The 22,528-nt window shown below is 71.1% G+C and carries 17 protein-coding genes; 8 read left to right on the top strand and 9 right to left on the bottom strand.

Annotated elements, in window-relative coordinates; all coding sequences use genetic code 11:
* Nucleotides 1-131: 131 nt before the first annotated feature.
* Entirely contained in the window at nucleotides 132-1,763 is a 1,632-nt protein-coding gene (locus ACIRFL_RS06280; protein WP_404024492.1) for a hypothetical protein, read from the bottom strand.
* A gap of 483 nt (nucleotides 1,764-2,246) precedes the next feature.
* Between ACIRFL_RS06280 and ACIRFL_RS06285 the strand changes: the two genes are divergently transcribed.
* Complete coding sequence (locus ACIRFL_RS06285; RefSeq protein ID WP_404024842.1) at nucleotides 2,247-3,308, top strand: hypothetical protein; 1,062 nt, start codon at nucleotides 2,247-2,249, stop codon at nucleotides 3,306-3,308.
* On the opposite strand, the gene ACIRFL_RS06290 is transcribed toward ACIRFL_RS06285, so the two are convergent.
* From ACIRFL_RS06290 to ACIRFL_RS06305, 4 genes are all read right to left on the bottom strand, one after another.
* A complete protein-coding gene (locus ACIRFL_RS06290) occupies nucleotides 3,284-4,099 on the bottom strand; it encodes a succinate dehydrogenase/fumarate reductase iron-sulfur subunit (RefSeq protein ID WP_404024493.1) in 816 nt (271 codons plus the stop codon). The genes ACIRFL_RS06285 and ACIRFL_RS06290 overlap by 25 nt on opposite strands.
* Nucleotides 4,096-6,048, bottom strand: coding sequence for a fumarate reductase/succinate dehydrogenase flavoprotein subunit (locus ACIRFL_RS06295; RefSeq protein WP_404024496.1), 1,953 nt, complete (start codon nucleotides 6,046-6,048; stop codon nucleotides 4,096-4,098). The genes ACIRFL_RS06290 and ACIRFL_RS06295 overlap by 4 nt, the downstream gene beginning before the upstream one ends.
* 19 nt (nucleotides 6,049-6,067) lie before the next feature.
* On the bottom strand, nucleotides 6,068-6,889 hold the full coding sequence (locus ACIRFL_RS06300; protein WP_404024498.1) for a hypothetical protein: 822 nt from the start codon (nucleotides 6,887-6,889) through the stop codon (nucleotides 6,068-6,070).
* A 92-nt stretch (nucleotides 6,890-6,981) separates the two neighbouring features.
* Nucleotides 6,982-7,275 carry a hypothetical protein gene (locus tag ACIRFL_RS06305; RefSeq protein ID WP_404024500.1) on the bottom strand — a complete coding sequence of 98 codons (294 nt, stop codon included), beginning with the start codon at nucleotides 7,273-7,275 and terminating at the stop codon, nucleotides 6,982-6,984.
* 323 nt (nucleotides 7,276-7,598) lie between these two features.
* Between ACIRFL_RS06305 and ACIRFL_RS06310 the strand changes: the two genes are divergently transcribed.
* The 7 genes from ACIRFL_RS06310 (at nucleotide 7,599) to ACIRFL_RS06340 (ending at nucleotide 18,309) form a co-directional block, all read left to right on the top strand.
* Nucleotides 7,599-9,794, top strand: coding sequence for an ABC transporter family substrate-binding protein (locus ACIRFL_RS06310; protein ID WP_404024502.1), 2,196 nt, complete (start codon nucleotides 7,599-7,601; stop codon nucleotides 9,792-9,794).
* A 138-nt stretch (nucleotides 9,795-9,932) separates the two neighbouring features.
* Complete coding sequence (gene typA / locus ACIRFL_RS06315; RefSeq protein ID WP_404024505.1) at nucleotides 9,933-11,849, top strand: translational GTPase TypA; 1,917 nt, start codon at nucleotides 9,933-9,935, stop codon at nucleotides 11,847-11,849.
* Nucleotides 11,850-12,453: 604 nt separating this feature from the next.
* Nucleotides 12,454-14,082, top strand: coding sequence for an ABC transporter substrate-binding protein (locus tag ACIRFL_RS06320; RefSeq protein ID WP_404024507.1), 1,629 nt, complete (start codon nucleotides 12,454-12,456; stop codon nucleotides 14,080-14,082).
* Between the two features lie 140 nt (nucleotides 14,083-14,222).
* Complete coding sequence (locus ACIRFL_RS06325; RefSeq protein ID WP_404024509.1) at nucleotides 14,223-15,155, top strand: ABC transporter permease; 933 nt, start codon at nucleotides 14,223-14,225, stop codon at nucleotides 15,153-15,155.
* On the top strand, nucleotides 15,148-16,098 hold the full coding sequence (locus ACIRFL_RS06330; protein WP_404024511.1) for an ABC transporter permease: 951 nt from the start codon (nucleotides 15,148-15,150) through the stop codon (nucleotides 16,096-16,098). The genes ACIRFL_RS06325 and ACIRFL_RS06330 overlap by 8 nt, the downstream gene beginning before the upstream one ends.
* A gap of 11 nt (nucleotides 16,099-16,109) precedes the next feature.
* Nucleotides 16,110-17,168: an ABC transporter ATP-binding protein gene (locus tag ACIRFL_RS06335; RefSeq protein ID WP_404024514.1), complete on the top strand. Its 1,059-nt coding sequence runs from the start codon at nucleotides 16,110-16,112 to the stop codon at nucleotides 17,166-17,168.
* Nucleotides 17,161-18,309, top strand: coding sequence for an ABC transporter ATP-binding protein (locus ACIRFL_RS06340; protein WP_404024516.1), 1,149 nt, complete (start codon nucleotides 17,161-17,163; stop codon nucleotides 18,307-18,309). The genes ACIRFL_RS06335 and ACIRFL_RS06340 overlap by 8 nt, the downstream gene beginning before the upstream one ends.
* A 228-nt stretch (nucleotides 18,310-18,537) precedes the next feature.
* On the opposite strand, the gene ACIRFL_RS06345 is transcribed toward ACIRFL_RS06340, so the two are convergent.
* Genes ACIRFL_RS06345 through ACIRFL_RS06360 form a run of 4 tightly spaced genes read right to left on the bottom strand, consistent with a single transcriptional unit; the run spans nucleotide 18,538 to nucleotide 22,494 of the window.
* The gene (locus ACIRFL_RS06345; protein ID WP_404024519.1) at nucleotides 18,538-19,530 is read right to left on the bottom strand and encodes an oligopeptide/dipeptide ABC transporter ATP-binding protein; all 993 of its coding nucleotides are present in this window, start codon (nucleotides 19,528-19,530) and stop codon (nucleotides 18,538-18,540) included.
* Nucleotides 19,527-20,525 carry an ABC transporter ATP-binding protein gene (locus tag ACIRFL_RS06350; protein ID WP_404024521.1) on the bottom strand — a complete coding sequence of 333 codons (999 nt, stop codon included), beginning with the start codon at nucleotides 20,523-20,525 and terminating at the stop codon, nucleotides 19,527-19,529. The genes ACIRFL_RS06345 and ACIRFL_RS06350 overlap by 4 nt, the downstream gene beginning before the upstream one ends.
* On the bottom strand, nucleotides 20,522-21,433 hold the full coding sequence (locus ACIRFL_RS06355) for an ABC transporter permease (protein WP_404024523.1): 912 nt from the start codon (nucleotides 21,431-21,433) through the stop codon (nucleotides 20,522-20,524). The genes ACIRFL_RS06350 and ACIRFL_RS06355 overlap by 4 nt, the downstream gene beginning before the upstream one ends.
* Nucleotides 21,430-22,494: an ABC transporter permease gene (locus tag ACIRFL_RS06360; RefSeq protein WP_404024526.1), complete on the bottom strand. Its 1,065-nt coding sequence runs from the start codon at nucleotides 22,492-22,494 to the stop codon at nucleotides 21,430-21,432. Before ACIRFL_RS06360 ends, ACIRFL_RS06355 begins: the two co-directional genes overlap by 4 nt.
* Nucleotides 22,495-22,528: the final 34 nt, after the last annotated feature.

The following is a 22,528-nucleotide window of genomic DNA, read 5'->3' on the forward strand; positions in this document are numbered from 1 at the left end:
AGCGCCCCAAAAGGGGCGCGGGGAACTGCGCGACCAGCCACGGCGGAGCCGCACCCGCCCGACGACACCGCGTGGCACTTCCGGTGGAGCGCACCTGCCACAACGGAGCCGCACCTGACATCACGGCGCAACTAGCAGAGCGCTCCGCCGAAGCGGGCCGGCGGGCCCCCGTCGGGGTCCTCGCCGAGGAGGACGCCGCCGAGGACGGCACCGGCGAGCCCGGCCGCGTACCCGGACTCGCCGACGTACGGCGTGCCATGGGTGCGCACGTCCCGTTCGGCGAACTCCCGTGCCCTGCGGGCGAGTTCGTCCGCGGCCCGGCTGTCGCCCTGTGCGAGCACCCGCACCGCCTCCGAGAGCAGCGTGCGGGCCTCGGCGCCCACCGCCGCCCTATGCGTGGTCACGAAGTCCTCGGCGATCGCGGTGGCGCTGCGGGCGGCGAGAAACCCGGCGAGCGGTACCGCGCCGGAGCGCCCCGCCCCGACCGGCTCGACGGCCCGCGCGATCCGCCGCAGCGCGTCCAGCGGGTCGTACGGCCCGCCGGTCAGCTTCCCCCGTACGGCGGCCAGTACGGCGTCGGCGTGCGCCAGCCGGGCACGGAACTCACCGAACGGAATCCGGTAGGCGGCCGCCTTGCCCTGGGGCGGCGGTGGCGTGTCCGGCCGGGCGGCGGGTGTCCCGTCGGCCGCACGCCGGCCCGTGGCCCCGGGCTCGACGGCCGGTGCCCGCGGGACCTGGCCCCGGGCCCGGGCCAGTTCCGCCTCAGCTCCGGTGAGCGCCGACGGCACCAGCGCCGCGGCCTCGGCCAACTGGTCGGCCAGCCGCTCGACGCCGGTTATGAAGATGTCCGCCTGGGCGATGGCGCCCTCGGCCGCCCGCAGATGGCGGGCCGCCCGCCCGGCGTCATCGCAATCGGCGGCCTGGCGGGCCCGGTCGAGTTCCGCGGTGGCGAACAGCAGCCGGTCCTTGGCCTGTTCGGCATGGCCACGGACCGGCTCGGCGGCCATCGGCCCATAGCGCTCGCCCAGGCCGGCCGCGGACGCCTCCGTACTCGCCGTACGCCCCGCCAGCGCCCGGAGCCGCCGCTCCGCGTGGTCCAGCGCACCGCCCACGTCACGCTCCAGCGCCCGCAGCCGGTCGAAGGCCGCCGCCTCCGTGGCCAGCCGCCGCCCGGCCTCCGCGCACCGTCCGACCACCCCCACGAGCGCCTGCCGCCGGGCGGCGTCGTCCCCCGGCAGCCCCTCCTCGTAGCGCCGTCGTATCGCGAACGCGGCCGACAACTCGGTCTCGGCCGCCCGCAGGGCCCGCGCGAACGGCTCGACGGCCGCGGGCCCGGACCGCGCCTTTGCCCAGGCCAGTTCCTCCCGGCTGGTGCGCACGGCGTCATCGGCCGCGACCAGGGCGGCGCGGGCCCGCCGGTCGGACTCGGCGGGCGCGGGCGAGGACGGGGCCCCGGGTGTCGTACGGGTCCTGGCCCGCCGGGTGCGCCGTACGTAGGCGTACCCCGCGAGCACCCCCGCCGTGCCCACCGCCACCAGCGGCAGGACGAGATCGGCCGGGGACGTCCCGGTCCGTCCCGGCGCGGCGGCGTCGGCCACGGGTCCCGCGCGCGCCGCGGGAACCGGATCTTGCGCGCCGATCGTCATCCCCGGCGACACCAGCCACGCGACCGAGACGACGCCGCCCAGCACGGTGTGCGCCACCCGCACACGTATGTGCGACGCGGCACGCCTGGGCCGCCCCCGGATCAAGGATGACGTCACATTACGGAGCGTATGGGCGTGCGCCCGGCTCCGCGACCGGGGCGGATACGCGCGGGTGACCACGGAACAGGGGGAAACACGATGACCGCAAACCCGACCCCGACACCCCCACCCCCCAACGCCGACCACAACTCCGCCACGCCCACCCCCCAAGCCGCGCCCTGCGCGCCCGCCGCTGAAGCGGTCGCCGGCCCCGTCACGGAGCAGAACTCCGACGCGCCCACCCCCCAAGCCGCGCCCGGCGCGCCCGCCGCCTCCGCCTCGCCTGCCGCCGAATCGGCCCCTGGCTCCGTCGCGGAGCAGGATTCCGACGCGTCCACCCTTCAAGCCGCGCCCGGCGTGCCCGCCACCTCCGCCCCGCCTGCCGCCGAATCGGCCCCTGGCCCCGTCGCGGAGCAGGACTCCGACGCGTCCCCTCAAGCCGCGCCCTGCGCGCCCGCCGCTGAAGCGGTCGCCGGTCCCGGTGTGGAGCAGGGCTCTGATGTGGGCAACCCTCAAGCCGCGGCCGGGGTCGTTGCCCGGCGGGGGGTTGGCGGGAGCAGGCTGCGGCGGTGGGGGCGGTGGGTGGTCGGTGGGGTGGTGCTCGTCGTGGTCCTGCCGCTGCTCGCCGCGGGGATCGCGCTGCGGGTGAACTACGCGGGGGAGCCGGCCGACGGTACGTACACCCGGAACCGGGACGCGATCTGGCTCGGGCACGCCTGGGTGGACGGCCGGAAGAAGGACGCCGACGTAGCGGCGCTCGCGCGGCGGCTGCACGGCACCGGCATCCGCGATCTGTACGTGCACTCCGGGCCGCTGGAGCACGACGGCACGCTGCCCGAGTCGGCGCATCCGAGGGCGCGTTGGCTGACCGACGCCGTGCACCGCGCGATCCCCGGCGTCCGCGTCCAGGCATGGCTGGGCGACGTGCTGGCCACCGAGAGCCCCGACGGGCTGCGCCTGGAGCGCGCCGCGACCCGGGCGGCGGTCGTCGACAGCACCCGGCAGGTCCTCGCCGCCGGGTTCGACGGCGCCCACTTCGACCTGGAGCCGCTGCACTCAGGCGACCGCGACTACCTCTCCCTGCTGGACGACCTGCGCGGCGTCACCCGCCGGCACGGCGCCCTGCTCTCCGTCGCCGCCCACCAGATCGACCCGCTGCCCGCCCTGCACTCCGTCTTCGGCGCGGTCACCGGCCACCCCAAGTGGTGGTCGCAGGCGTACTTCGGGCAGGTGGCGCGCCGTGTCGACCAGATCGCCGTGATGTCGTACGACACCATGCAGCCGCTGGAGAGCCTGTACGGCGGCTATGTGGCGCAGCAGACCGCCCTGGCCCTGGAGGTCACCCCGGACTCCACCGACCTGCTCATGGGTCTGCCGTTCTTCCGGGAGAACCGTTTCGGACACTGGGCGCACGCCGAGACCGTCCCGGCCGCCGTGCGCGGCGTGCGGCTCGGCCTGTCCCGCACGGACGCCGACCGGGCCCGCTTCGGCGTCGCCCTGTACGTGGACTTCGCCGCGACGGAGGCGGACTGGGCGGCCTACCGGTCGGGCTGGGTCCGCTGACCCCCGGCGCCCCGGCCGAGCGGGTCGCCGCGCCGCCTGATCTTGGAGCCCAGCCACACCAGCGGGTCGTACTTGCGGTCGACGGCCCGCTCCTTCATCGGGATCAGCGCATTGTCCGTGATCTTGATGCCTTCGGGGCACACCTCGGTACAACACTTGGTGATGTTGCAGTAGCCGAGGCCGTGCTCGTCCTGGGCCGTGGCCCGCCGGTCCAGGCCGGTCTCGGCGGCGGCGTCCAGCGGGTGCATGTCCAGTTCGGCGACCCGCATCAGGAAGCGCGGCCCCGCGAACGCCTTCTTGTTCTCCTCGTGGTCGCGCACCACATGGCAGGTGTCCTGGCACAGGAAGCACTCGATGCACTTGCGGAACTCCTGCGGACGGTCCACGTCCTCCTGCATCATCCGGTACTCGCCGGGACCGAGGCCCGCGGGCGGCACGAACGCCGGGACCTCCCTGGCCTTCTGGTAGTTGAAGCCGACGTCGGTCACCAGGTCGCGGATCACCGGGAAGGCCCGCAACGGGGTGACGGTGATCGTCTCGTCGCGGTCGAAGACCGACATGCGGGTCATGCACAGCAGCCGGGGCCGGCCGTTGACCTCGGCGGAGCACGAACCGCACTTGCCCGCCTTGCAGTTCCAGCGCACCGCGAGATCGGGCGCCTGGGTGGCCTGGAGGCGGTGGACGATGTCCAGGACCACTTCGCCGTCGTTGACCTCGACCCGGAAGTCCTCCAGGCCGCCGCCCTCGGCGTCGCCCCGCCACACCTTGAAACGGGCCTCGTAGCTGCTCACTCGTACAGCTCCTCTTCGGCGAGGTACTTGACCAGCTCCTCCTTCTCGAAGAGGGCGAGCAGGTCGGGGCGGATGGGCTCGGTGGTCTCGCGGGTGAGGGCGATCCGGCCGCGCGCCGGGTCCGTGTCCGCGAGCCCGTCGGCGGGGCGGGCGAGCGCGCACAGCAGGTTGACGTTGCGCCAAGCCCGGTCCATGCCCGGACGGTCCTCGCGGGTGTGCCCGCCGCGTGACTCCGTGCGTTCCAGGGCCGCGCGGGCCACGCACTCGCTGACCAGCAGCATGTTCCGCAGGTCGAGGGCGAGGTGCCAGCCGGGGTTGAACTGGCGGTGCCCCTCGACGCCGGCCCGCCGCGCCCGGGTCCGCAGCTCGGCCAGCTTCTTCAGGGCCTGCTCCATCTCCGGCTCGCGGCGGATGATGCCGACCAGGTCGTTCATCGTCTGCTGCAGTTCCTGGTGCAGGGTGTACGGATTCTCGGGCGCACCCCCCACCGCAGCGCCACCGTCGGCTGCCGCTTCGCCGCCCGCGGAGAACGGCCGCAGGGCCTCGGCCGCCGCCGCGTCGACCTGCTCGTCGGACACCCGCGGCCGGTCGTCCGCCGACGCCGCCGCGTGCTCGGCCGCGTGCAGGCCGGCCCGGCGCCCGAAGACCAGCAGGTCGGAGAGCGAGTTGCCGCCGAGCCGGTTGGAGCCGTGCATGCCGCCGGCCACCTCGCCGGCCGCGTACAGGCCGGGCACGCCGCGCGCCGCCGCCGTGTCGGAGTCGACGGCGATGCCGCCCATCACGTAGTGGCAGGTCGGTCCGACCTCCATGGCCTCCGCGGTGATGTCGACGTCGGCCAGCTCCTTGAACTGGTGGTACATGGAGGGCAGCCGGCGCCGGATCACCTCGGCGGGCATACGGGTCGACACGTCCAGGAACACCCCGCCGTGCGGGGAGCCACGGCCCGCCTTGACCTCGGCGTTGATGGCGCGGGCGACCTCGTCGCGGGGGAGCAGTTCGGGGGGACGCCGGTTGTGGTCCGGGTCGTCGTACCAGCGGTCGCCCTCTTCCTCGGACTCGGCGTACTTCTCCTTGAACACGTCGGGGATGTAGTCGAACATGAACCGCTTGCCGTCGGAGTTGCGCAGCACACCGCCGTCGCCGCGCACCGACTCGGTGACGAGGATGCCCTTCACGGACGGCGGCCAGACCATGCCCGTCGGATGGAACTGCACGAACTCCATGTTCAGCAGCGGTGCCCCGGCGAGCAGCGCGAGCGCGTGCCCGTCGCCGGTGTACTCCCACGAGTTCGACGTGACCTTGAAGGACTTGCCGATGCCGCCGGTGGCGATCACCACCGCGGGCGCCTTCAGGACGAAGAAGCGGCCGGTCTCGCGGTCGTAGGCGAAGACGCCGCAGACGTGGCTGCCGTCCTTGAGGATCCTGGTGACCGTGCACTCCTGGAAGACCTTCAGCCGGGACTCGTAGTCGCCGGTCGCCCGGTGGTCCTCCTGCTGGAGGGCGACGATCTTCTGCTGGAGGGTGCGGATCAGCTCAAGGCCGGTGCGGTCGCCGACGTGGGCGAGGCGCGGGTACTCGTGGCCGCCGAAGTTGCGCTGCGAGATCTTGCCGTCCTTCGTCCGGTCGAACAGCGCGCCCCAGGTCTCCAGCTCCCACACCCGGTCAGGGGCCTCCTGCGCGTGCAGTTCGGCCATCCGCCACTGGTTGAGGAACTTGCCGCCGCGCATGGTGTCGCGGAAGTGCACCTGCCAGTTGTCGTGCTCGTTGACGTTGGCCATGGCCGCCGCGATGCCGCCCTCGGCCATCACCGTGTGCGCCTTGCCGAACAGCGACTTGCAGATCACCGCCGTACGGGCGCCGCGCTCGCGTGCCTCGATCGCGGCGCGCAGCCCGGCACCGCCGGCGCCGACCACGACGACGTCCCACTCCTGTCGGTCGACCACGGACATCAGTAGGCCCTACCCCAATCTAGAAGAAGCGCGGATCGTCGAAGACGCCGGAGGCGAGCAGGTACACATAGAAGTCGGCGAGCGCCACGCTCACCAGCGACGCCCAGGCCAGCTGCATGTGCCGGGCGTTGAGCCGGCCGACGAACTGCCACGCCCGGTAGCGCACGGGGTGCTTGGAGAAGTGTTTGAGCTTGCCACCGACGATGTGCCGGCAGGAGTGGCAGGACAGGGTGTACGCCCAGATCAGCACGATGTTGGCGAGGAACACCAGGGTGCCGAGACCCATGTGGCCCCACCGGTAGTGCGGGTCGCGGAAGGACAGCACGGTGTCGTAGGTGAGGACCCCGGCGACCAGCAGCGCGGCGTAGAAGAAGTACCGGTGGAGGTTCTGCAGGAGCAGCGGGAAGCGGGTCTCGCCGGTGTACTTCTTGTGCGGTTCGGCGACCGCGCAGGCCGGCGGGGACGCCCAGAAGCTGCGGTAGTAGGCCTTGCGGTAGTAGTAGCAGGTCAGGCGGAAGCCGAGCGGGAAGATCAGGATGATGATCGCGGGGGAGATCGCCCACCAGCTGCCGAAGAGGCCGGCGTTCGGTCCGGCGTGCATCGTCGCGCAGTTCTCCGCCAGGCAGGGCGAGTAGAAGGGCGAGACGTACGGCGCCGAGTAGTAGTCGGCGTTGGCGAAGGCCCGCCAGGTGGAGTACACGACGAAGGCGAACAGGCCGGCCGCGGTGACGGCGGGGGCCAGCCACCAGCGGTCGGTCCGCAGGTGGGGTGCGGCGATCGCGGCGCGCGTACGGGTGCGTACGCCGCCGCCGGTGCTCTGGGGTTCCGTACCAGTGGCCAATGGATGACTCCGGTCGGGTTCGGGTGGCGGGGCCTGCGGTGCCGTCCCGGGGCGGGCCGGCGGTCGCGCCCCGGGGGTGGCGGTCGCGGGCGCTAGGGGGCGTGGCGGTCGCGGGCGCCGAGACCCTCGTCGTCCGAGTCCGTCCACAGGCTGATGTCGTACGGCGCGTCGGAGATGGTGACGAGATCGGGGCGGCGCGGCGGGGTGCGCCCGGGGGCCGCCTCCCGCAGCAGCGCCACGCTCTCGCGCAGATGATCGGCGTCGGCGCGGACGCGGCGCATCTCCAGTCCGCCGCCGCTGCCGAGCTGCTGCTCCAGGCGGCCGACGGAACGCAGCAGATCGTCGAGGTGGCGCTGGACTGACGTCAGGTCGTCGTGCACGGACATGACGTGACCTCACTTCCGCGGACCTCACGGTCCAAGGCGGCAACGTTCATGCGCCTGCGAGTGTTGCGCGTCACACGTGCCGATGTGAAGGCATGTGCAGCGATTGGCGGATCGTGCCCCGCCGCCGCACGCCCGCACGCGCTCTGTGTGCGCCGGGGCGCGAGTTGCGCCGCACGGGTGGGCTTGCCAGCGCCCGCCGCCGTGTCGCCCCCGGCCGGCGAACCCTTTCCTTTTCAGTGGGTCCGTAGATCTGATCAGCACCAAAATACCGCCAAACGTGATCAGAACCCACCTTTGTCACCGGGCTCCCCGGAGGTAGCACGATGTCCCACGTCGGCGTCGGACCGCGCGCGATCATGCGCTCGGCCGCCTTCCTCACCGCGGGCGCGCTCGCGGTGTCCGTCCTGGCCGGCTGCAGCTCCGAAGACGAGGCGAGCCGCCCGCTGGCCGGGCAGGACATCGCCGCCGTCTCCCGCGACGAGGTCACCGACGGCGGCACCCTGCGCTGGGCCGTGGACGCGCTGCCCGAGACCCTGAACGCCTTCCAGGCCGACGCGGACACGGGCACCAACCGGGTCGCCCAGGCCGTGCTGCCCTCGATGTTCCGGCTCGACGAGAACGGGCGCCCGGTCCGCAACCCGGACTACCTGGAGTCCGCCAAGGTCATCGAGACCGAGCCCCGCCAGGTCGTCCTCTACAAGCTCAACCAGCAGGCCGTGTGGAGCGACGGCCGGGAGATCGGCGCCGCCGACTTCGCCGCCCAGTGGCGCGCCCTGTCCGGCAAGGACACCGCCTACTGGACCGCCCGCAACGCCGGCTACGACCGCATCGAGAAGATCGAGCGCGGCGCCAACGACCTGGAGGTCCGGGTCACCTTCAGCCGCCCGTACGCCGACTGGAGGTCGCTGTTCTCGCCGCTGTACCCGAAGGACGTCATGGGCACCCCCGACGCCTTCAACGACGGCGCGCGCCGCAAGCTCCAGGTCACCGCCGGGCCGTTCCGGCTCGACAAGATCGACACCAAGGCCCAGGACATCGTCCTGAACCGCAACCCGCGCTGGTGGGGGCGCCCCGCGAAGCTGTCCGAGCTGGTGCTGCACGCCGTGCCCCGCGATCAGCGGGCCACCGCGCTGGCCAACGGCACCGTGGACCTCACCGACATCGACCCCGCGGACGTCGAGCGGATCGCTCTCGCCGCGCGGGGCAGCGGCGGCGCCCCCCTCGTGGGCGCCGGGCGCACCTCCGCGAAGAAGCTGCGCTCCTGGGCCCTGGCGCACGGCCTCCCGTCCCACGAGCTGCCCGAGGACACCACGCGGCTGCGCCAGAAGATCACCACGTATCTGCGGGAGCAGGACGCACTGCGCGACGTCGAGATCCGCAAGTCCCTGGAGCCCGCCTACACCCAGCTCGCCCTCAACGGCTCCGAGGGCCCGCTCGCCGACGAGCGGGTGCGCCGCGCCGTCGCCCGCGCCCTCGACCGCAAGGCGCTCGCCAGGGTGGTCCTCCGCCCCCTCGGCCTGCCCGCGGTCCCGGTCGGCAGCCATCTCGCCCTGTCCGGCCAGTCCGCCTACGCCGACGGCAGCGGCTCCCTGGGCAGCCAGGACACCGCGGAGGCGCAGGCCCTGCTCGCCGACGCCGGCTGGGTGCCCGGCGGCCCGGTCACGGAGAAGAAGACGGACAAGGCGGCCGGCGCCCAGGCGGACAAGGAGTCGGAGGGCGGCAAGGAGGGCACCTACGTCGTCGGCGAGGACGACAAGCCGCCGCACCGGGCCGCCAAGGACGATCCGAAGGACTCCGCGGACGGCTCGGGTGAGCACAGCGTGGCCGAGCAGGGCGACGAGGCCGGCAGGCGCCTCACGCAGGACGGCCGGCAGCACACCGACAAGCACCCGCCGCAGGGCGGGGCGCCCGGCGCGTACGCCCCGCAGGGCACCGCCGCGCCGGCCCCCGCGGCCGGGCCGCTCGCCAAGGACGGCAAGGCGCTCACGCTCCGCTTCGTGGTCCCCTCGGGCCCCGGCTCGGAGTCCCTGCGGGCCGTCGCCGACCGGATCACGCAGATGCTGGACAAGGTCGGCATCGTCACGGAGATCAGCAAGGTCCCCGACGAGAGCTACTTCAAGGACCACATCGCCTCCGGCCAGTACGACCTCGCCCTGTACTCCTGGCCGTCCTCCGCCTTCCCCGCCACCGACGCCCGCCCGATCTACGCCAAGCCGGTGCCGGCCGCCGACGGCTCGGTGAACGTCGAGCAGAACTACACCCGGATCGGCACCGACCAGGTCGACCAGCTCTTCGACCAGGCCGTCGCCGCGCTCGACGAGGACGAGGCGCGCTCGCTGATCCGACAGGCCGACTCCCGCATCTGGGCCGCGGCCGGCTCCATCCCGCTCTACCAGCGCCCGCAGCTCACCGCCGCGCGCAAGAACCTGGTCAACGCGGGCTCCTTCGGGTTCCAGACGCCCCTGTACGAGGACATGGGATTCCTGAAGAAGGGGGCGCCGGGCCCGTCCGCGGGCTGAGACGCCGAGGGCTGAGGAGGTCACCTCCCGCGGCGCCCCGTAACATGGGGTGAGGCCGTGGCGTGTCAAGCCCGGCAGGGCCCGCGTCACACGGACCGACGCGAGGGCCTTCCTCACACCCCGGGAGTACGCCGCACTATGGCTGTGACCGCTACGCGTCACGACATCCGCAACGTCGCCATCGTCGCCCACGTCGACCACGGCAAGACCACCATCGTCGACGGCATGCTGAAGCAGGCCGGCGCCTTCGCCGCCCACCAGCTCGACCAGGTCGACGACCGCGTCATGGACTCGAACGACCTGGAGCGTGAGAAGGGCATCACGATCCTCGCCAAGAACACGGCGGTGAAGTACCACCCCAAGCACGGCGGGGACCCGATCACCATCAACATCATCGACACCCCCGGCCACGCCGACTTCGGCGGCGAGGTCGAGCGCGGTCTGTCGATGGTCGACGGTGTCGTGCTGCTCGTGGACGCCTCCGAGGGCCCGCTGCCGCAGACCCGTTTCGTGCTGCGCAAGGCGCTCCAGGCCCGGCTGCCCGTCATCCTGTGCATCAACAAGACGGACCGGCCCGACGCCCGTATCGACGAGGTCGTCAACGAGACCTACGACCTGTTCCTCGACCTGGACGCCGACGAGGAGCAGATCGAGTTCCCGATCGTCTACGCCTGCGGCCGCGACGGCATCGCCTCGCTGACCAAGCCGGACAACGGCACCGTCCCGGCCGACTCCACCAGCCTGGAGCCGTTCTTCTCCACCATCCTGGAGCACATCCCGGCGCCCACCTACGACGCCGAGGCCCCGCTCCAGGCCCATGTCACCAACCTGGACGCCGACAACTTCCTCGGCCGTATCGCGCTGCTCCGGGTCGAGCAGGGCGAGCTGCGCAAGGGCCAGACGGTCGCGTGGATCAAGCGCGACGGGTCCGTGCAGAACGTGCGGATCTCCGAGCTGATGATGACCGAGGCGCTCACCCGCAAGCCCGCCGAGAAGGCCGGGCCGGGTGACATCTGCGCCGTCGCGGGCATCCCCGACATCATGATCGGCGAGACCCTGGCGGACCCGGAGAACCCGGTCGCGCTGCCGCTGATCACGGTCGACGAGCCCGCGATCTCCATGACCATCGGCACCAACACCTCCCCGCTGGTCGGCCGCGGCGGCACCGGCAAGGGCGCCGAAAACAAGGCGGCCGTCAAGGACCGCAAGGTCACCGCACGGCAGGTCAAGGACCGCCTGGACCGCGAGCTGATCGGCAATGTCTCGCTGCGCGTCCTGGACACCGAGCGTCCGGACGCCTGGGAGGTGCAGGGCCGTGGTGAGCTGGCGCTCGCCATCCTGGTCGAGACCATGCGCCGGGAGGGCTACGAGCTGACGGTCGGCAAGCCCCAGGTGGTCACCAAGGACGTCGACGGCAAGGTCCACGAGCCGGTCGAGCGCATGACGATCGACGTGCCCGAGGAGCACATGGGCGCGGTCACCCAGCTGATGGGCGTCCGCAAGGGCCGGATGGACAACATGTCCAACCACGGCTCGGGCTGGGTGCGCATGGAGTTCGTGGTGCCCTCGCGCGGCCTGATCGGCTTCCGCACCGAGTTCCTGACCAGCACCCGCGGCACGGGCATCGCCCACTCCATCCACGAGGGGCACGAGCCCTGGTTCGGCCCGCTGCAGACCCGTAACAACGGCTCCCTGGTCGCCGACCGGTCCGGTGCCGTCACCGCGTTCGCGATGACCAACCTCCAGGAGCGCGGCGTGCTCTTCGTGGAGCCGGGCACCGAGGTGTACGAAGGGATGATTGTCGGGGAGAACTCACGCTCCGACGACATGGACGTGAACATCACCAAGGAGAAGAAGCTCACCAACATGCGGTCGTCGACGGCCGACGTGGCCGAGTCGATCGTGCCGCCGCGCAAGCTGTCGCTCGAACAGTCGCTGGAGTTCTGCCGCGACGACGAGTGCGTCGAGGTGACCCCGGAGGCGGTCCGCATCCGCAAGGTGAACCTGGACGCCCGCGAGCGGGCCCGCGCCGCGAGCCGCGCCAAGCACGGCTGAGGCGGACCCGGTCCCCGGACCACGACGGGCCGGGCCTCCCTGGGGAGGCCCGGCCCGCTCGTCATGTCCCTCTAGGGAAAACCCTCGGTTCCGCCCGGGGGACGGCGCGGCGCCACCGTCTCCCATTAGTCTGTGCCCGCGGTCTGCGGCGGCTGTGCCTCCGTGCGCGCGGGACGGGCCCGGAACCCCGGCGCGACGCCCGGCATCCGGATGCGCACGAGCGTGCGGGTACGCCGAATGGGCCCCGCATGAATCGGAGTCTAACCGCAACCGGATTTCCGATCCTGGGCGTCCGGAATACGGACGCCCAGGGCCGATAGATGTGTAACAAGTCCGTTTCGCAGGGATCTTTCGGCAAACGCTTTGTCCGGATTTTGGAAGATGTTCGCGCCAGGTGTGATCGAACCGAGACCTTAGGAATGTGGTTTCGGTCTTCGCTCATGGCAGATAGTTAGGCGCGTAGAGCTCGGATCAACGGGTCATGCGCTTTCAGGTGGCGCCGACTCACGAGCAGGGGGGCACTCGACTCTCTCCGGCACCGGTGACGGTGCCGTGTCGCGTGCCTCTCCATGCGGTGAACCATTGGACTCATGAGGAGGAACCCATGCGCGGTGCCAAGAGCGCCAAGTGGGTCGCGATAGCCGCGGTTGTGGCGCTGGGCGCGACCGCCTGCGGTGGTGGAGACGGGGACAAGGGCAGCGAGGGCAAGGGCGCGGTCGACCCGAACGGCAAGTTCTCGGTCGAGGTCGGCGAGCCGCAGAACCCGCTGCAGCCCGCCAACACCATGGAGTCCAACGGCAGCATCGTCATCAAGTCGCTCTTCGCCGGACTTGTCGACTACGACCAGAGCGGTAAGATCGTCTACGTCAACGCGCAGTCGGTCGACTCCAAGGACAACAAGACCTTCACGGTCAAGCTGAAGCAGGGCTGGAAGTTCCACGACGGCACCCCGGTGACCGCCGAGTCCTACGTCAAGGCGTGGAACTGGGCCGCCAACCCGGACAACAAGCAGACCAACAGCTTCTGGTTCTCCGACATCAAGGGCTACGACGAGGTCGCGCCGGCCAAGGGCAAGGCGACGGCCACCGAGATGTCCGGCCTGAAGGTCGTCGACGACAACACCTTCACCATCACGCTGAGCAAGCCGATCCCGTACTACGTGTACAAGCTCGGCTACGAGGTCTTCGACCCGCTGCCGGAGTCCTTCTACAAGGACCCGAAGGCGGCCGGCGAGCACCCGATCGGCAACGGCCCCTACAAGTTCGTCAGCTGGGACCACAAGAAGCAGATCGAGGTCACCCGCAACGACGACTACCAGGGTCCGAACAAGGCCAAGAACGGTGGTGTGGTCTTCAAGAACTACACCAACCTGGAGACGGCCTACGAGGACCTGAAGTCCGGCAACGTCGACGTCCTGCGTCAGATCGCGCCCAAGGACCTCCCGGTCTACAAGTCGGACCTCGGCGACCGCGCCGTGGACCAGGCCTACTCCGCGATCCAGACCATCGCCGTCGCCTTCTACACCAAGCAGTGGAAGGACATCGACCCGAAGGTCCTGCAGGGCCTGTCGATGGCGATCGACCGCGACACCATCACCAAGACCGTGCTCCAGGGCACCCGTGAGCCGGCCACCGGCTGGGTCGCCAAGGGCGTCCTCGGCTACCAGCCGAACGCCGCCGGTGACATCACCAAGTACGACCCGGCCAAGGCCAAGCAGCTGATCCAGGACGGCGGCGGCGTTCCGGGCAACGCCATCTCCATCCAGTACAACGCGGACGGCGGCCACAAGGAGTGGGTGGAGGCGGTCTGCAACTCCATCACCAAGGCCACCGGTGTGAAGTGCACGGGCGACTCGAAGGCCGACTTCCAGGCCGACCTGAACGCGCGTGACGCCAAGGAGGTCAAGTCCCTCTACCGCTCCGGCTGGGTGCTGGACTACCCCTTCAACGCCAACTTCATCCGCGACCTGTTCGGCACCAAGTCGGACGGCAACCAGGGCGGCTTCTCCAACAAGACGATCGACCAGGAGATCGCGGCCGCCGACGCCGCCAGCTCGCTGGAGGAGTCGGAGAAGAAGTACCAGGAGATCGAGAAGCAGCTCCCGAACTACATGCCGAGCATTCCGCTCTGGTACTACAAGGTCAACGCGGGCTACTCGGAGAACGTCAGCGGCGTGAAGTACGCCCAGGACGGCGACCCGATCCTGACCGGCGTTCAGGTCAACAAGAAGTAACCACAAGCCCGTAGTCCCGGGGCGCGGCGCCCGCGCCCCGGGGTGACGGCAGTGGCTGGGGGGCCCTTTCCGCGCGCATCGTCCAACGGTGCGCGGGGAAAGGGCCCGTCGGCTGCCGCTGTGATTGACATGGAGGCACGATGGGGCGCTACGTCGCACGACGACTGCTCCAGATGATCCCGGTGTTCATCGGGACAACCCTGCTGATCTTCCTCATGGTCTATGCCCTGCCCGGTGACCCCGTGCGCGGGCTCTTCGGCGACAAGGCGGGCAGTCCGCAGGTCATCGCGTCGCTGAGACATGAGTACGGCCTGGACCAGCCGATCCTGGTGCAGTACTTCGACTACATGAAGGGCATGATTCTGCACGCCGACTTCGGCACGCAGATCGCGAGTGGCCGCCCCGTCACCGACGTGCTCGGCGACGCCTTCCCGGTGACGCTCCGCCTCGCCTCGCTGGCCTTCGCCATCGAGGTCGTCCTGGGCATCACCCTCGGTGTCGTGGCGGGCCTGCGGGCCGGCCGGGCGACGGACAACGTCGTCCTCGTCATCACGCTGCTCTTCATCTCGGTGCCCGTCTTCGTCCTCGGCTTCATCCTGAAGATGGTCTTCGCCGACCAGTTGCACTGGCTCGAACCCAACGTCAACGACTCGACGAACTACGGCCAGCTCCTGATGCCCGCGATCGTCCTGGCCACCGCGTCACTCGCCTATGTGACCCGGCTCACCCGGACCTCGATCGCCGAGAACGTGCGCGCCGACTACATCCGCACCGCCATCGCCAAGGGCCTGCCCAGGCGCCGCGTGGTGGGTGTCCACCTGATGCGGAACTCGCTGATCCCCGTCGTCACCTACCTGGGCACCGACCTGGGTGCCCTGATGGGCGGCGCGGTCGTCACCGAGGGTCTGTTCAACATCAAGGGTGTCGGAGGCACCATCTACGAGTCCATCGTGCGCCGCGAGGGGACCACCGTCGTGGGTCTGGTGACGATCCTGGTCCTCGTCTACCTCGTCGCCAATCTGCTCGTGGACCTGCTGTACGCGGTCCTGGACCCGAGGATTCGCTATGCCTGACGTGACCAAGACGGTTCCCGAGGCCGCCGCCGAGGAGGCGGCGGTCGCGGCGGCGGGCGGACCGCTGCCGGAGACCAAACCGGAGAAGTCCCGCAGCCTGTGGGGCGACGCCTGGGCCGATCTGCGCCGCAGCTGGATCTTCATCGTCTCCAGCGTGCTGATCCTGATCCTGCTGCTCATCACCTTCTTCCCGGGCTGGTTCACCAGCGCGGACCCGGTCCTCGGCGACCTGTCCAAGCACTACCTGCAAAAGCCCCGCCTCGGGGACGTCGGCGCGGCCGACTGGCTGGGCTACGACCAGCAGGGCCGCAGCGTCTTCGCGCGAGTGATCTACGGCACCCGCGCCTCGGTGGCCGTCGGCTTCGGCACCACCATCGTCGTCACCCTGATCGGCGGCCTGGTCGGCATGATCGCGGGCTACTTCGGCGGGACCATGGACGCGATCCTGTCCCGGCTGACGGACGTGTTCTTCGGCATCCCCTTCCTGCTGGGCACGATGGTCGTGCTGAACTCCTTCACCGACCGCACCGCCTGGGTCGTCATCGGCGCGCTCGGCTTCTTCGGCTGGACCCAGATCGCCCGTGTGATGCGCGGCGCGGTCATCACCACCAAGCAGGCCGACTACGTCCAGGCGGCCAAGGCGCTGGGCGCGAGCACGCCCCGGATCATGTTCCGGCACATCCTGCCGAACACCCTGGCCCCGGTGATCGTGGTCGCGACCATCTCGCTCGGCGTCTACATCGGCGCCGAGGCCACGCTGTCCTTCCTGGGCCTGGGTCTCAACGGCGTATCGTGGGGCAACGACATCTCCGACGGCGGTGCCCAGATCCGCGTCGCCCAGTGGATCATGCTCTACCCGTCGATCATGCTCAGCATCACGGTGCTGGCGTTCATCATGCTCGGTGAGGCCGTACGCAACGCCCTCGACCCGAAGATGCGCTGAGGGAGGCGTACGTGACCACCATCGAAGAAGTCGTTCCCGCGCCGTCGTCCCGCGGCGACGGCGGGGACGGCGCACCGCTGCTCGAAGTGCGTGACCTGCACGTCGAGTTCCACACCCGTGAGGGCGTCGTCCGGGCCGTCAACGGCGTCAACTACAGCGTCGACGCCGGTGAGACGCTGGCCGTGCTCGGCGAGTCCGGCTCCGGCAAGTCCGTCACCGCGCAGGCCATCATGGGCATCCTCGACATGCCGCCGGCGAAGATCCCGCAGGGCGAGATCCTCTTCCGCGGCCAGGACATGCTGAAGATGACCGCCGAGGAGCGCCGCACCCTGCGCGGCAGCCGGATCGCGATGATCTTCCAGGACGCGCTCAGCTCGCTCAACCCGGTGCTGAGCGTCGGCTACCAGCTCGGCGAGATGTTCCGGGTCCACCAGGGCCTGTCCAAGAAGGACGCCAAGGCCAAGGCCATCGAGCTGATGGACCGGGTCAAGATCCCGGCCGCGGCGGCCCGCGTCGGTGACTACCCGCACCAGTTCTCGGGCGGTATGCGCCAGCGCATCATGATCGCCATGGCGCTGGCGCTCGAACCGGACCTGATCATCGCCGACGAGCCGACCACGGCCCTCGACGTGACGGTCCAGGCCCAGGTGATGGACCTGCTCGCGGAACTCCAGCGCGAGTACAACATGGGCCTGATCCTCATCACCCACGACCTGGGCGTGGTCGCCGACGTCGCCGACAAGATCGCGGTGATGTACGCGGGCCGGATCGTGGAGCGGGCCCCGGTCCACGAGCTGTACAAGCGTCCCGCGCACCCCTACACCCGGGGCCTGCTGGACTCGATCCCGCGCCTGGACCAGAAGGGCCGGGAGCTGTACGCGATCAAGGGACTGCCGCCCAACCTGCTGCGCGTCCCGACCGGTTGCGCCTTCAACCCGCGCTGCCCCAAGGCCCAGGACGTGTGCCGCACCGAGGTGCCGGAGCTGCTGCCGGTCGCCGAGCAGGACGGCACCGAACTGGTGGGCCGGGCCTCGGCATGCCACTTCTGGAAGGAGACGATCCATGGCTGAGCTCAGCAAGAACGACGAGCCGCAGGACGCCACGCCGAACGTCTCCGAGGTGGACGTCGTCGAGGCCCGCAGCGAGGACGAGGCGGTCACCGCCATCGAGGCGCCCGTCGAACGCGGCGAACCGATCCTCCAGGTACGCGACCTGGTGAAGCACTTCCCGCTCACCCAGGGCATCCTGTTCAAGCGTCAGATCGGTGCGGTCAAGGCCGTCGACGGCGTCTCGTTCGACCTGCACCAGGGCGAGACCCTGGGCATCGTCGGCGAGTCCGGCTGCGGCAAGTCGACCGTCGCCAAGCTCCTGATGCACCTGGAGCGGGCGACCGCCGGCGAGATCTTCTACAAGGGCCAGGACATCACCAAGCTGTCCGGACGTGCCCTGAAGGCCGTGCGCCGCAACATCCAGATGGTCTTCCAGGACCCGTACACCTCGCTCAACCCGCGGATGACGGTCGGCGACATCATCGGCGAGCCCTTCGACATCCACCCCGAGGCCGCCCCCAAGGGCGACCGGCGCCGCAAGGTGCAGGAACTCCTGGACGTCGTCGGCCTCAACCCCGAGTACATCAACCGGTACCCGCACCAGTTCTCCGGCGGTCAGCGCCAGCGCATCGGCATCGCCCGCGGCCTCGCGCTCAACCCGGAGATCATCATCTGCGACGAGCCGGTGTCGGCCCTGGACGTGTCCGTCCAGGCACAGGTCATCAACCTGATGGAGCGCCTGCAGGACGAGTTCAACCTGTCCTACATCTTCATCGCGCACGACCTGTCGATCGTCCGGCACATCTCCGACCGGGTCGGGGTGATGTACCTCGGCAGGATCGCCGAGATCGGCACCGACGAGCAGATCTACGACCACCCGACGCACCCCTACACCCAGGCGCTGCTGTCGGCGGTCCCGGTGCCGGACCCGGATGCCCGGGAGAACCGCGAGCGGATCATCCTCACCGGTGACGTGCCGTCCCCGGCCAACCCGCCGTCGGGCTGCCGCTTCCGCACCCGCTGCTGGAAGGCTCAGGACAAGTGCTCCCAGGAGGTCCCGCTGCTGGCGGTCCCCGAGCGCTTCAAGACCACGGACGCCCCGGCGGCCCACGAGTCGGCCTGCCACTTCGCCGAGGAGAAGGACATAGTCCACGCGGCCTGACCCCCGTCACCCCGGTTCCCGGCACCTACCCAGGCGCCGGGAACCGGCGTTTTCGGGGAAGTTCGCTTCACCGTGCCCACGCCGTACTCGCCGTCCTCGAAGTGGACCTGCCCGCGGCCCTTGTCATCGCGCGCGAGGGAACCTGGGCTCCGGCGCAGGTCGAGTACGCGGACCGGCCGACGCCCGGACGACCTGACGGGGCGGTCGTCGCCACGATGGCCGCCGCCGTCAGGCACCGACCCGTTGCGCGGCCCAGTGGCAGGCGGCCTGCGACTCCCGGCCGGCGTTCAGGACGCCGGGGTCCTCGGTGCGGCAGCGGTCGGCGATGCCCGCTTGTTCGGCCTCGCCGTTCGCGAGCACCGGGCAGCGGGCCCGGAAGCGGCAGCCGGACGGGATGCGGGAGGGGTCCGGGGGCTCACCGGCCAGCACGACCGGTTCGCCCGGCGCCTCCGGCAGCACCGACAACAGGGCCTGCGTGTACGGGTGTCGGGGCGCGGTCAGCACCTCTTCGACCGGGCCCGTCTCCACGATCCGGCCCAGGTACATCACCGCGACCCGGTCGGCGATGTTCCAGGCCAGGCCCAGGTCATGGGTCACGACCAGGGCGGCGAGCCCCAGTTCGGTGCGCAGCCGCAGCAGCAGGGCCAGGATCTCACCGCGCACGGAGGCGTCCAGCGAGGCCACCGGCTCGTCGGCGACGAGGAGTTCGGGTTCCAGGACGAGCGCGCCCGCGATCACCACGCGCTGCCGCTGGCCCCCGGACAACTCGTGCGGGTAGCGCAGGAAGAACCGCTCCGGTGGCCGCAGCCCCGCCCGGGAGAGGGCGCCTGCGACCGCCGCCCGTTCGTCCCCCGCGTGCCCGTGGATGCGCAGCCCCTCGGCCACCGCGTCGTACACCGTGTGCCGTGGGTTGAGCGATCCGCTGGGGTCCTGGAGCACCAGCTGGACCCGGCGCCGGTAGGCCCGCAGGGCCCGCGAGGAGTACGTCAGCGGCTTCCCGTCGAAGCGCACGCTTCCGGAGGCGGGCCGTTCCAGTCCGAGCAGGGTGCGGGCCAGCGTCGTCTTGCCGCAGCCCGACTCGCCGACCAGGGCCACGATCTCACCGGGCCTGATGTCCAGTTCGACGCCGTCGACGGCCCGTGCCGCGGGGGCACCGTGTCGTCCGGGGAAGGTCACATGCAGCCCCTGGGCCCTGAGCAGGGGAGACGCTGGTGTCGTCATGCGGTGCTCCTGGTGTCCTCTGCCGCCGTGGCCGGCCCCGGGACGGCCGCCGGGACGTGTACGCACGCGGCCCGCCGTTCCCCGGTCACCTCGCGCAGCACCTGGTCCTCGGTGGCGCAGACGTCCAGGGCGAGAGGGCAGCGCGGATGGAACGCGCACCCGGAGGGCAGCGCGAACGGGTTGGGCGGGTCGCCGGGCAGCCCCTGGGGGGCGAACCGGGAGGCGGGGTCGCCGATGTGCGGGAACGCCGCCGACAGCGCCTTGCCGTACGGGTGCCGGGCGTCCTCGTGGACCGCCCGCGCCGGGCCCTCCTCGACCACCCGGCCCGCGTACATCACCGCCAGCCGGTCGCAGGTGTCGGCGAGCACCGCCAGATCGTGGCTGATCATGATCAGCCCCAGGTCCTGTTCGCTGACGAGCTGTTCGATCAGCCGGAGGATCTGCGCCTGGATCATCACGTCCAGGGCGGTGGTCGGCTCGTCGGCGACCACCAGCCGCGGGTCGCAGGCGAGCGCCATGGCGATCATGACGCGCTGCCGCTGGCCGCCGGAGAGTTCGTGCGGGTACGCCGTCGCCCGCGCCGTGGGCAGGCCGACCTGTTCCAGGAGTTCACCGGTCCGCTTCCGCGCCGCCGCCGGGGTCGCCCTGCCGTGCAGCAGGATCGGCTCGGCGATCTGGTCGCCGATCCGGTGCACGGGATTGAGCGAGTGCATGGCGCCCTGGAAGACGATCGACGCGCCCGCCCAGCGCACCGCCCGCACCCGCCCCCAGCGCATCGCGAGGATGTCCTCGCCGTCGAGCAGGATCTCCCCGCTCACCCGGGCGTCGGCGGGCAGCAGCCGCAGCAGGGCGAGCGCCAGCGTGGACTTGCCGCAGCCCGACTCGCCGGCGATCCCGAGTTTCCGTCCTGCCGCGAGGGAGAGGTCCACACCGCGTACGGCGGCGGCCCCGCCGGCGTACGTCACCGTCAGGTTCCGCACTTCGAGGAGCGTCAACGGGTCACCCCCAGCCTGGGATTGAGCACGGACTCCACCGCGCGGCCGCACAGCGTGAACGCCAGCGCGACCAGGGCGATCGCGATGCCGGGCGGCACCAGGTACCACCAGTCGCCGGCGGAGACCGCGCCCGCCTCGCGCGCGTCCTGGAGCAGTCCGCCCCACGAGACGACCGTCGGATCGCCGAGACCGAGGAACGCCAGGGTCGCCTCGGCGAGGATGGAGGAGGAGACCATCAGCGTGGTCTGCGCCAGCACGAGCGGCATCACGTTGGGCAGCACGTGCCGGGTCATGACGTGCCAGTGGCCGCCGCCGAGCGCCCTGGCCCGTTCGATGTACGGACGGGACTCCACCGCCAGCGTCTGCGCCCGCACCAGCCGGGCGGTGGTCGGCCAGGAGGTGACACCGATGGCGAGGACGACCGTGCCCAGGGAGCGGGACATGACGGTGGCCAGCGCGATCGCGAGCACCAGCGTCGGCATCACCAGGAACCAGTCCGTGATCCGCATCAGCACGGTCCCGTACGCGCCCCGGAAGTGTCCGGCGCAGATCCCGACCACCGCGCCGATCGCCACCGACAGCACGGCGGCGAGCAGCCCGACCAGCAGGGAGATGCGTGAGCCCCAGATCACGAGGCCCAGCAGATCGCGTCCGAACCGGTCCGTGCCGAGCGGGAACCGTCCGCTCGGCGCCTCAAGAGGGCTGCCGGGTGCGTCGGTCACGTCGGAGACGTCGGAGCCGACCGTCAGCGGCGCGGTCAGCGCCGCGAGCGCGAACAGGACGAGCGCGGCCAGGCCCAGCAGTCCGGCGCGATGGGCGCGGTACCGCTGCCAGAAGCGTGCGGCGGTGCGGCGGCGGCGCTGCCGGGCCAGGGCCCTCGGCCCCGGCTGTGCCGCCTCGGTGCTCATCGGCCCACCCGCGGATCGAGCAGCGGATAGAGCAGATCGGCCAACGTGTTCATGACGATCACCGCCGAGGCGAAGAAGAGGAACAGGCCCTGCACCAGGGGCAGGTCGGGCACGCTCAGTGCCTGGTAGAAGAGTCCGCCGAGGCCCGGCCAGGAGAACACCGTCTCGACCAGGATCACGCCGGCCACGGTCCGGCCGAGGTTGACGAAGACGAGGGTGACGGTGGGCAGCAGCGCGTTCGGTACGGCGTGCCGGCGCCGTACCAGGTCGTCCCGCAGGCCCTTGGCGCGCGCGGTCGTCAGATAGTCGCTGCCCATCTCGTCGAGCAGCGCCGAGCGGGTGACCAGCAGGGTCTGCCCGTACTCGACGGCGACCAGGGTGATCACCGGCAGCACGAGGTGGTGGGCGACGTCGAGGACGTGGGCGAAGCCCTCCTCGCCGGCGGACTCCATGCCGCCGGTCGGGAACAGCCCGGGCACGGGGCCGAGGCCCACCGAGAAGACGATGATGAGCAGCAGGCCGAGCCAGAACGACGGGACGGAGTACAGGGTCAGCGCCAGGCCGGTGTTCAGCCGGTCGCCGAGGCGGCCGTGCCGCCACGCCGAGCGGGTGCCGAGGTACATGCCGAGCGCGGTGTACAGCACGAACGCGGTGCCGGTCAGCAGCAGGGTGTTCGGCAGGGCCTCGGTGATCTTGTCGATGACCGGGGTGCGGAACTGGTAGGACGTGCCCAGATCGCCGGTGAGCGCCTTGCCGCAGTAGTCCGTGAACTGTTCCCACAGCGGCAGGTCGAGTCCGAACTCCCGCCGGTACTGGGCGAGTTGTTCTGCGGAGACGGGCCGGCCGCCGGTCAGGGTCTTGACCGGGTCGCCGGGGATCAGCCGGAACAGGAAGAAGCCGGTGACGAGGACGGCGAGCAGGGAGACGACGGCGCCGCCCAGCTTTGCGGCCCCGTAGCGCAGGTATCCGGTCCAGGAGCGGGTGCGCGGCCCGCGGACCGCCGGCCCGGTGGGAACCGGACCGGCGGCCTCGGCCGGCGTCGACGCGGTGTCAGCGGCCATGGCGGGCCGCCCGCTGTGTGGGTGCGAGCATCGG

This window comes from Streptomyces sp. NPDC102462 (assembly GCF_044765425.1).
GTDB lineage: Bacteria > Actinomycetota > Actinomycetes > Streptomycetales > Streptomycetaceae > Streptomyces.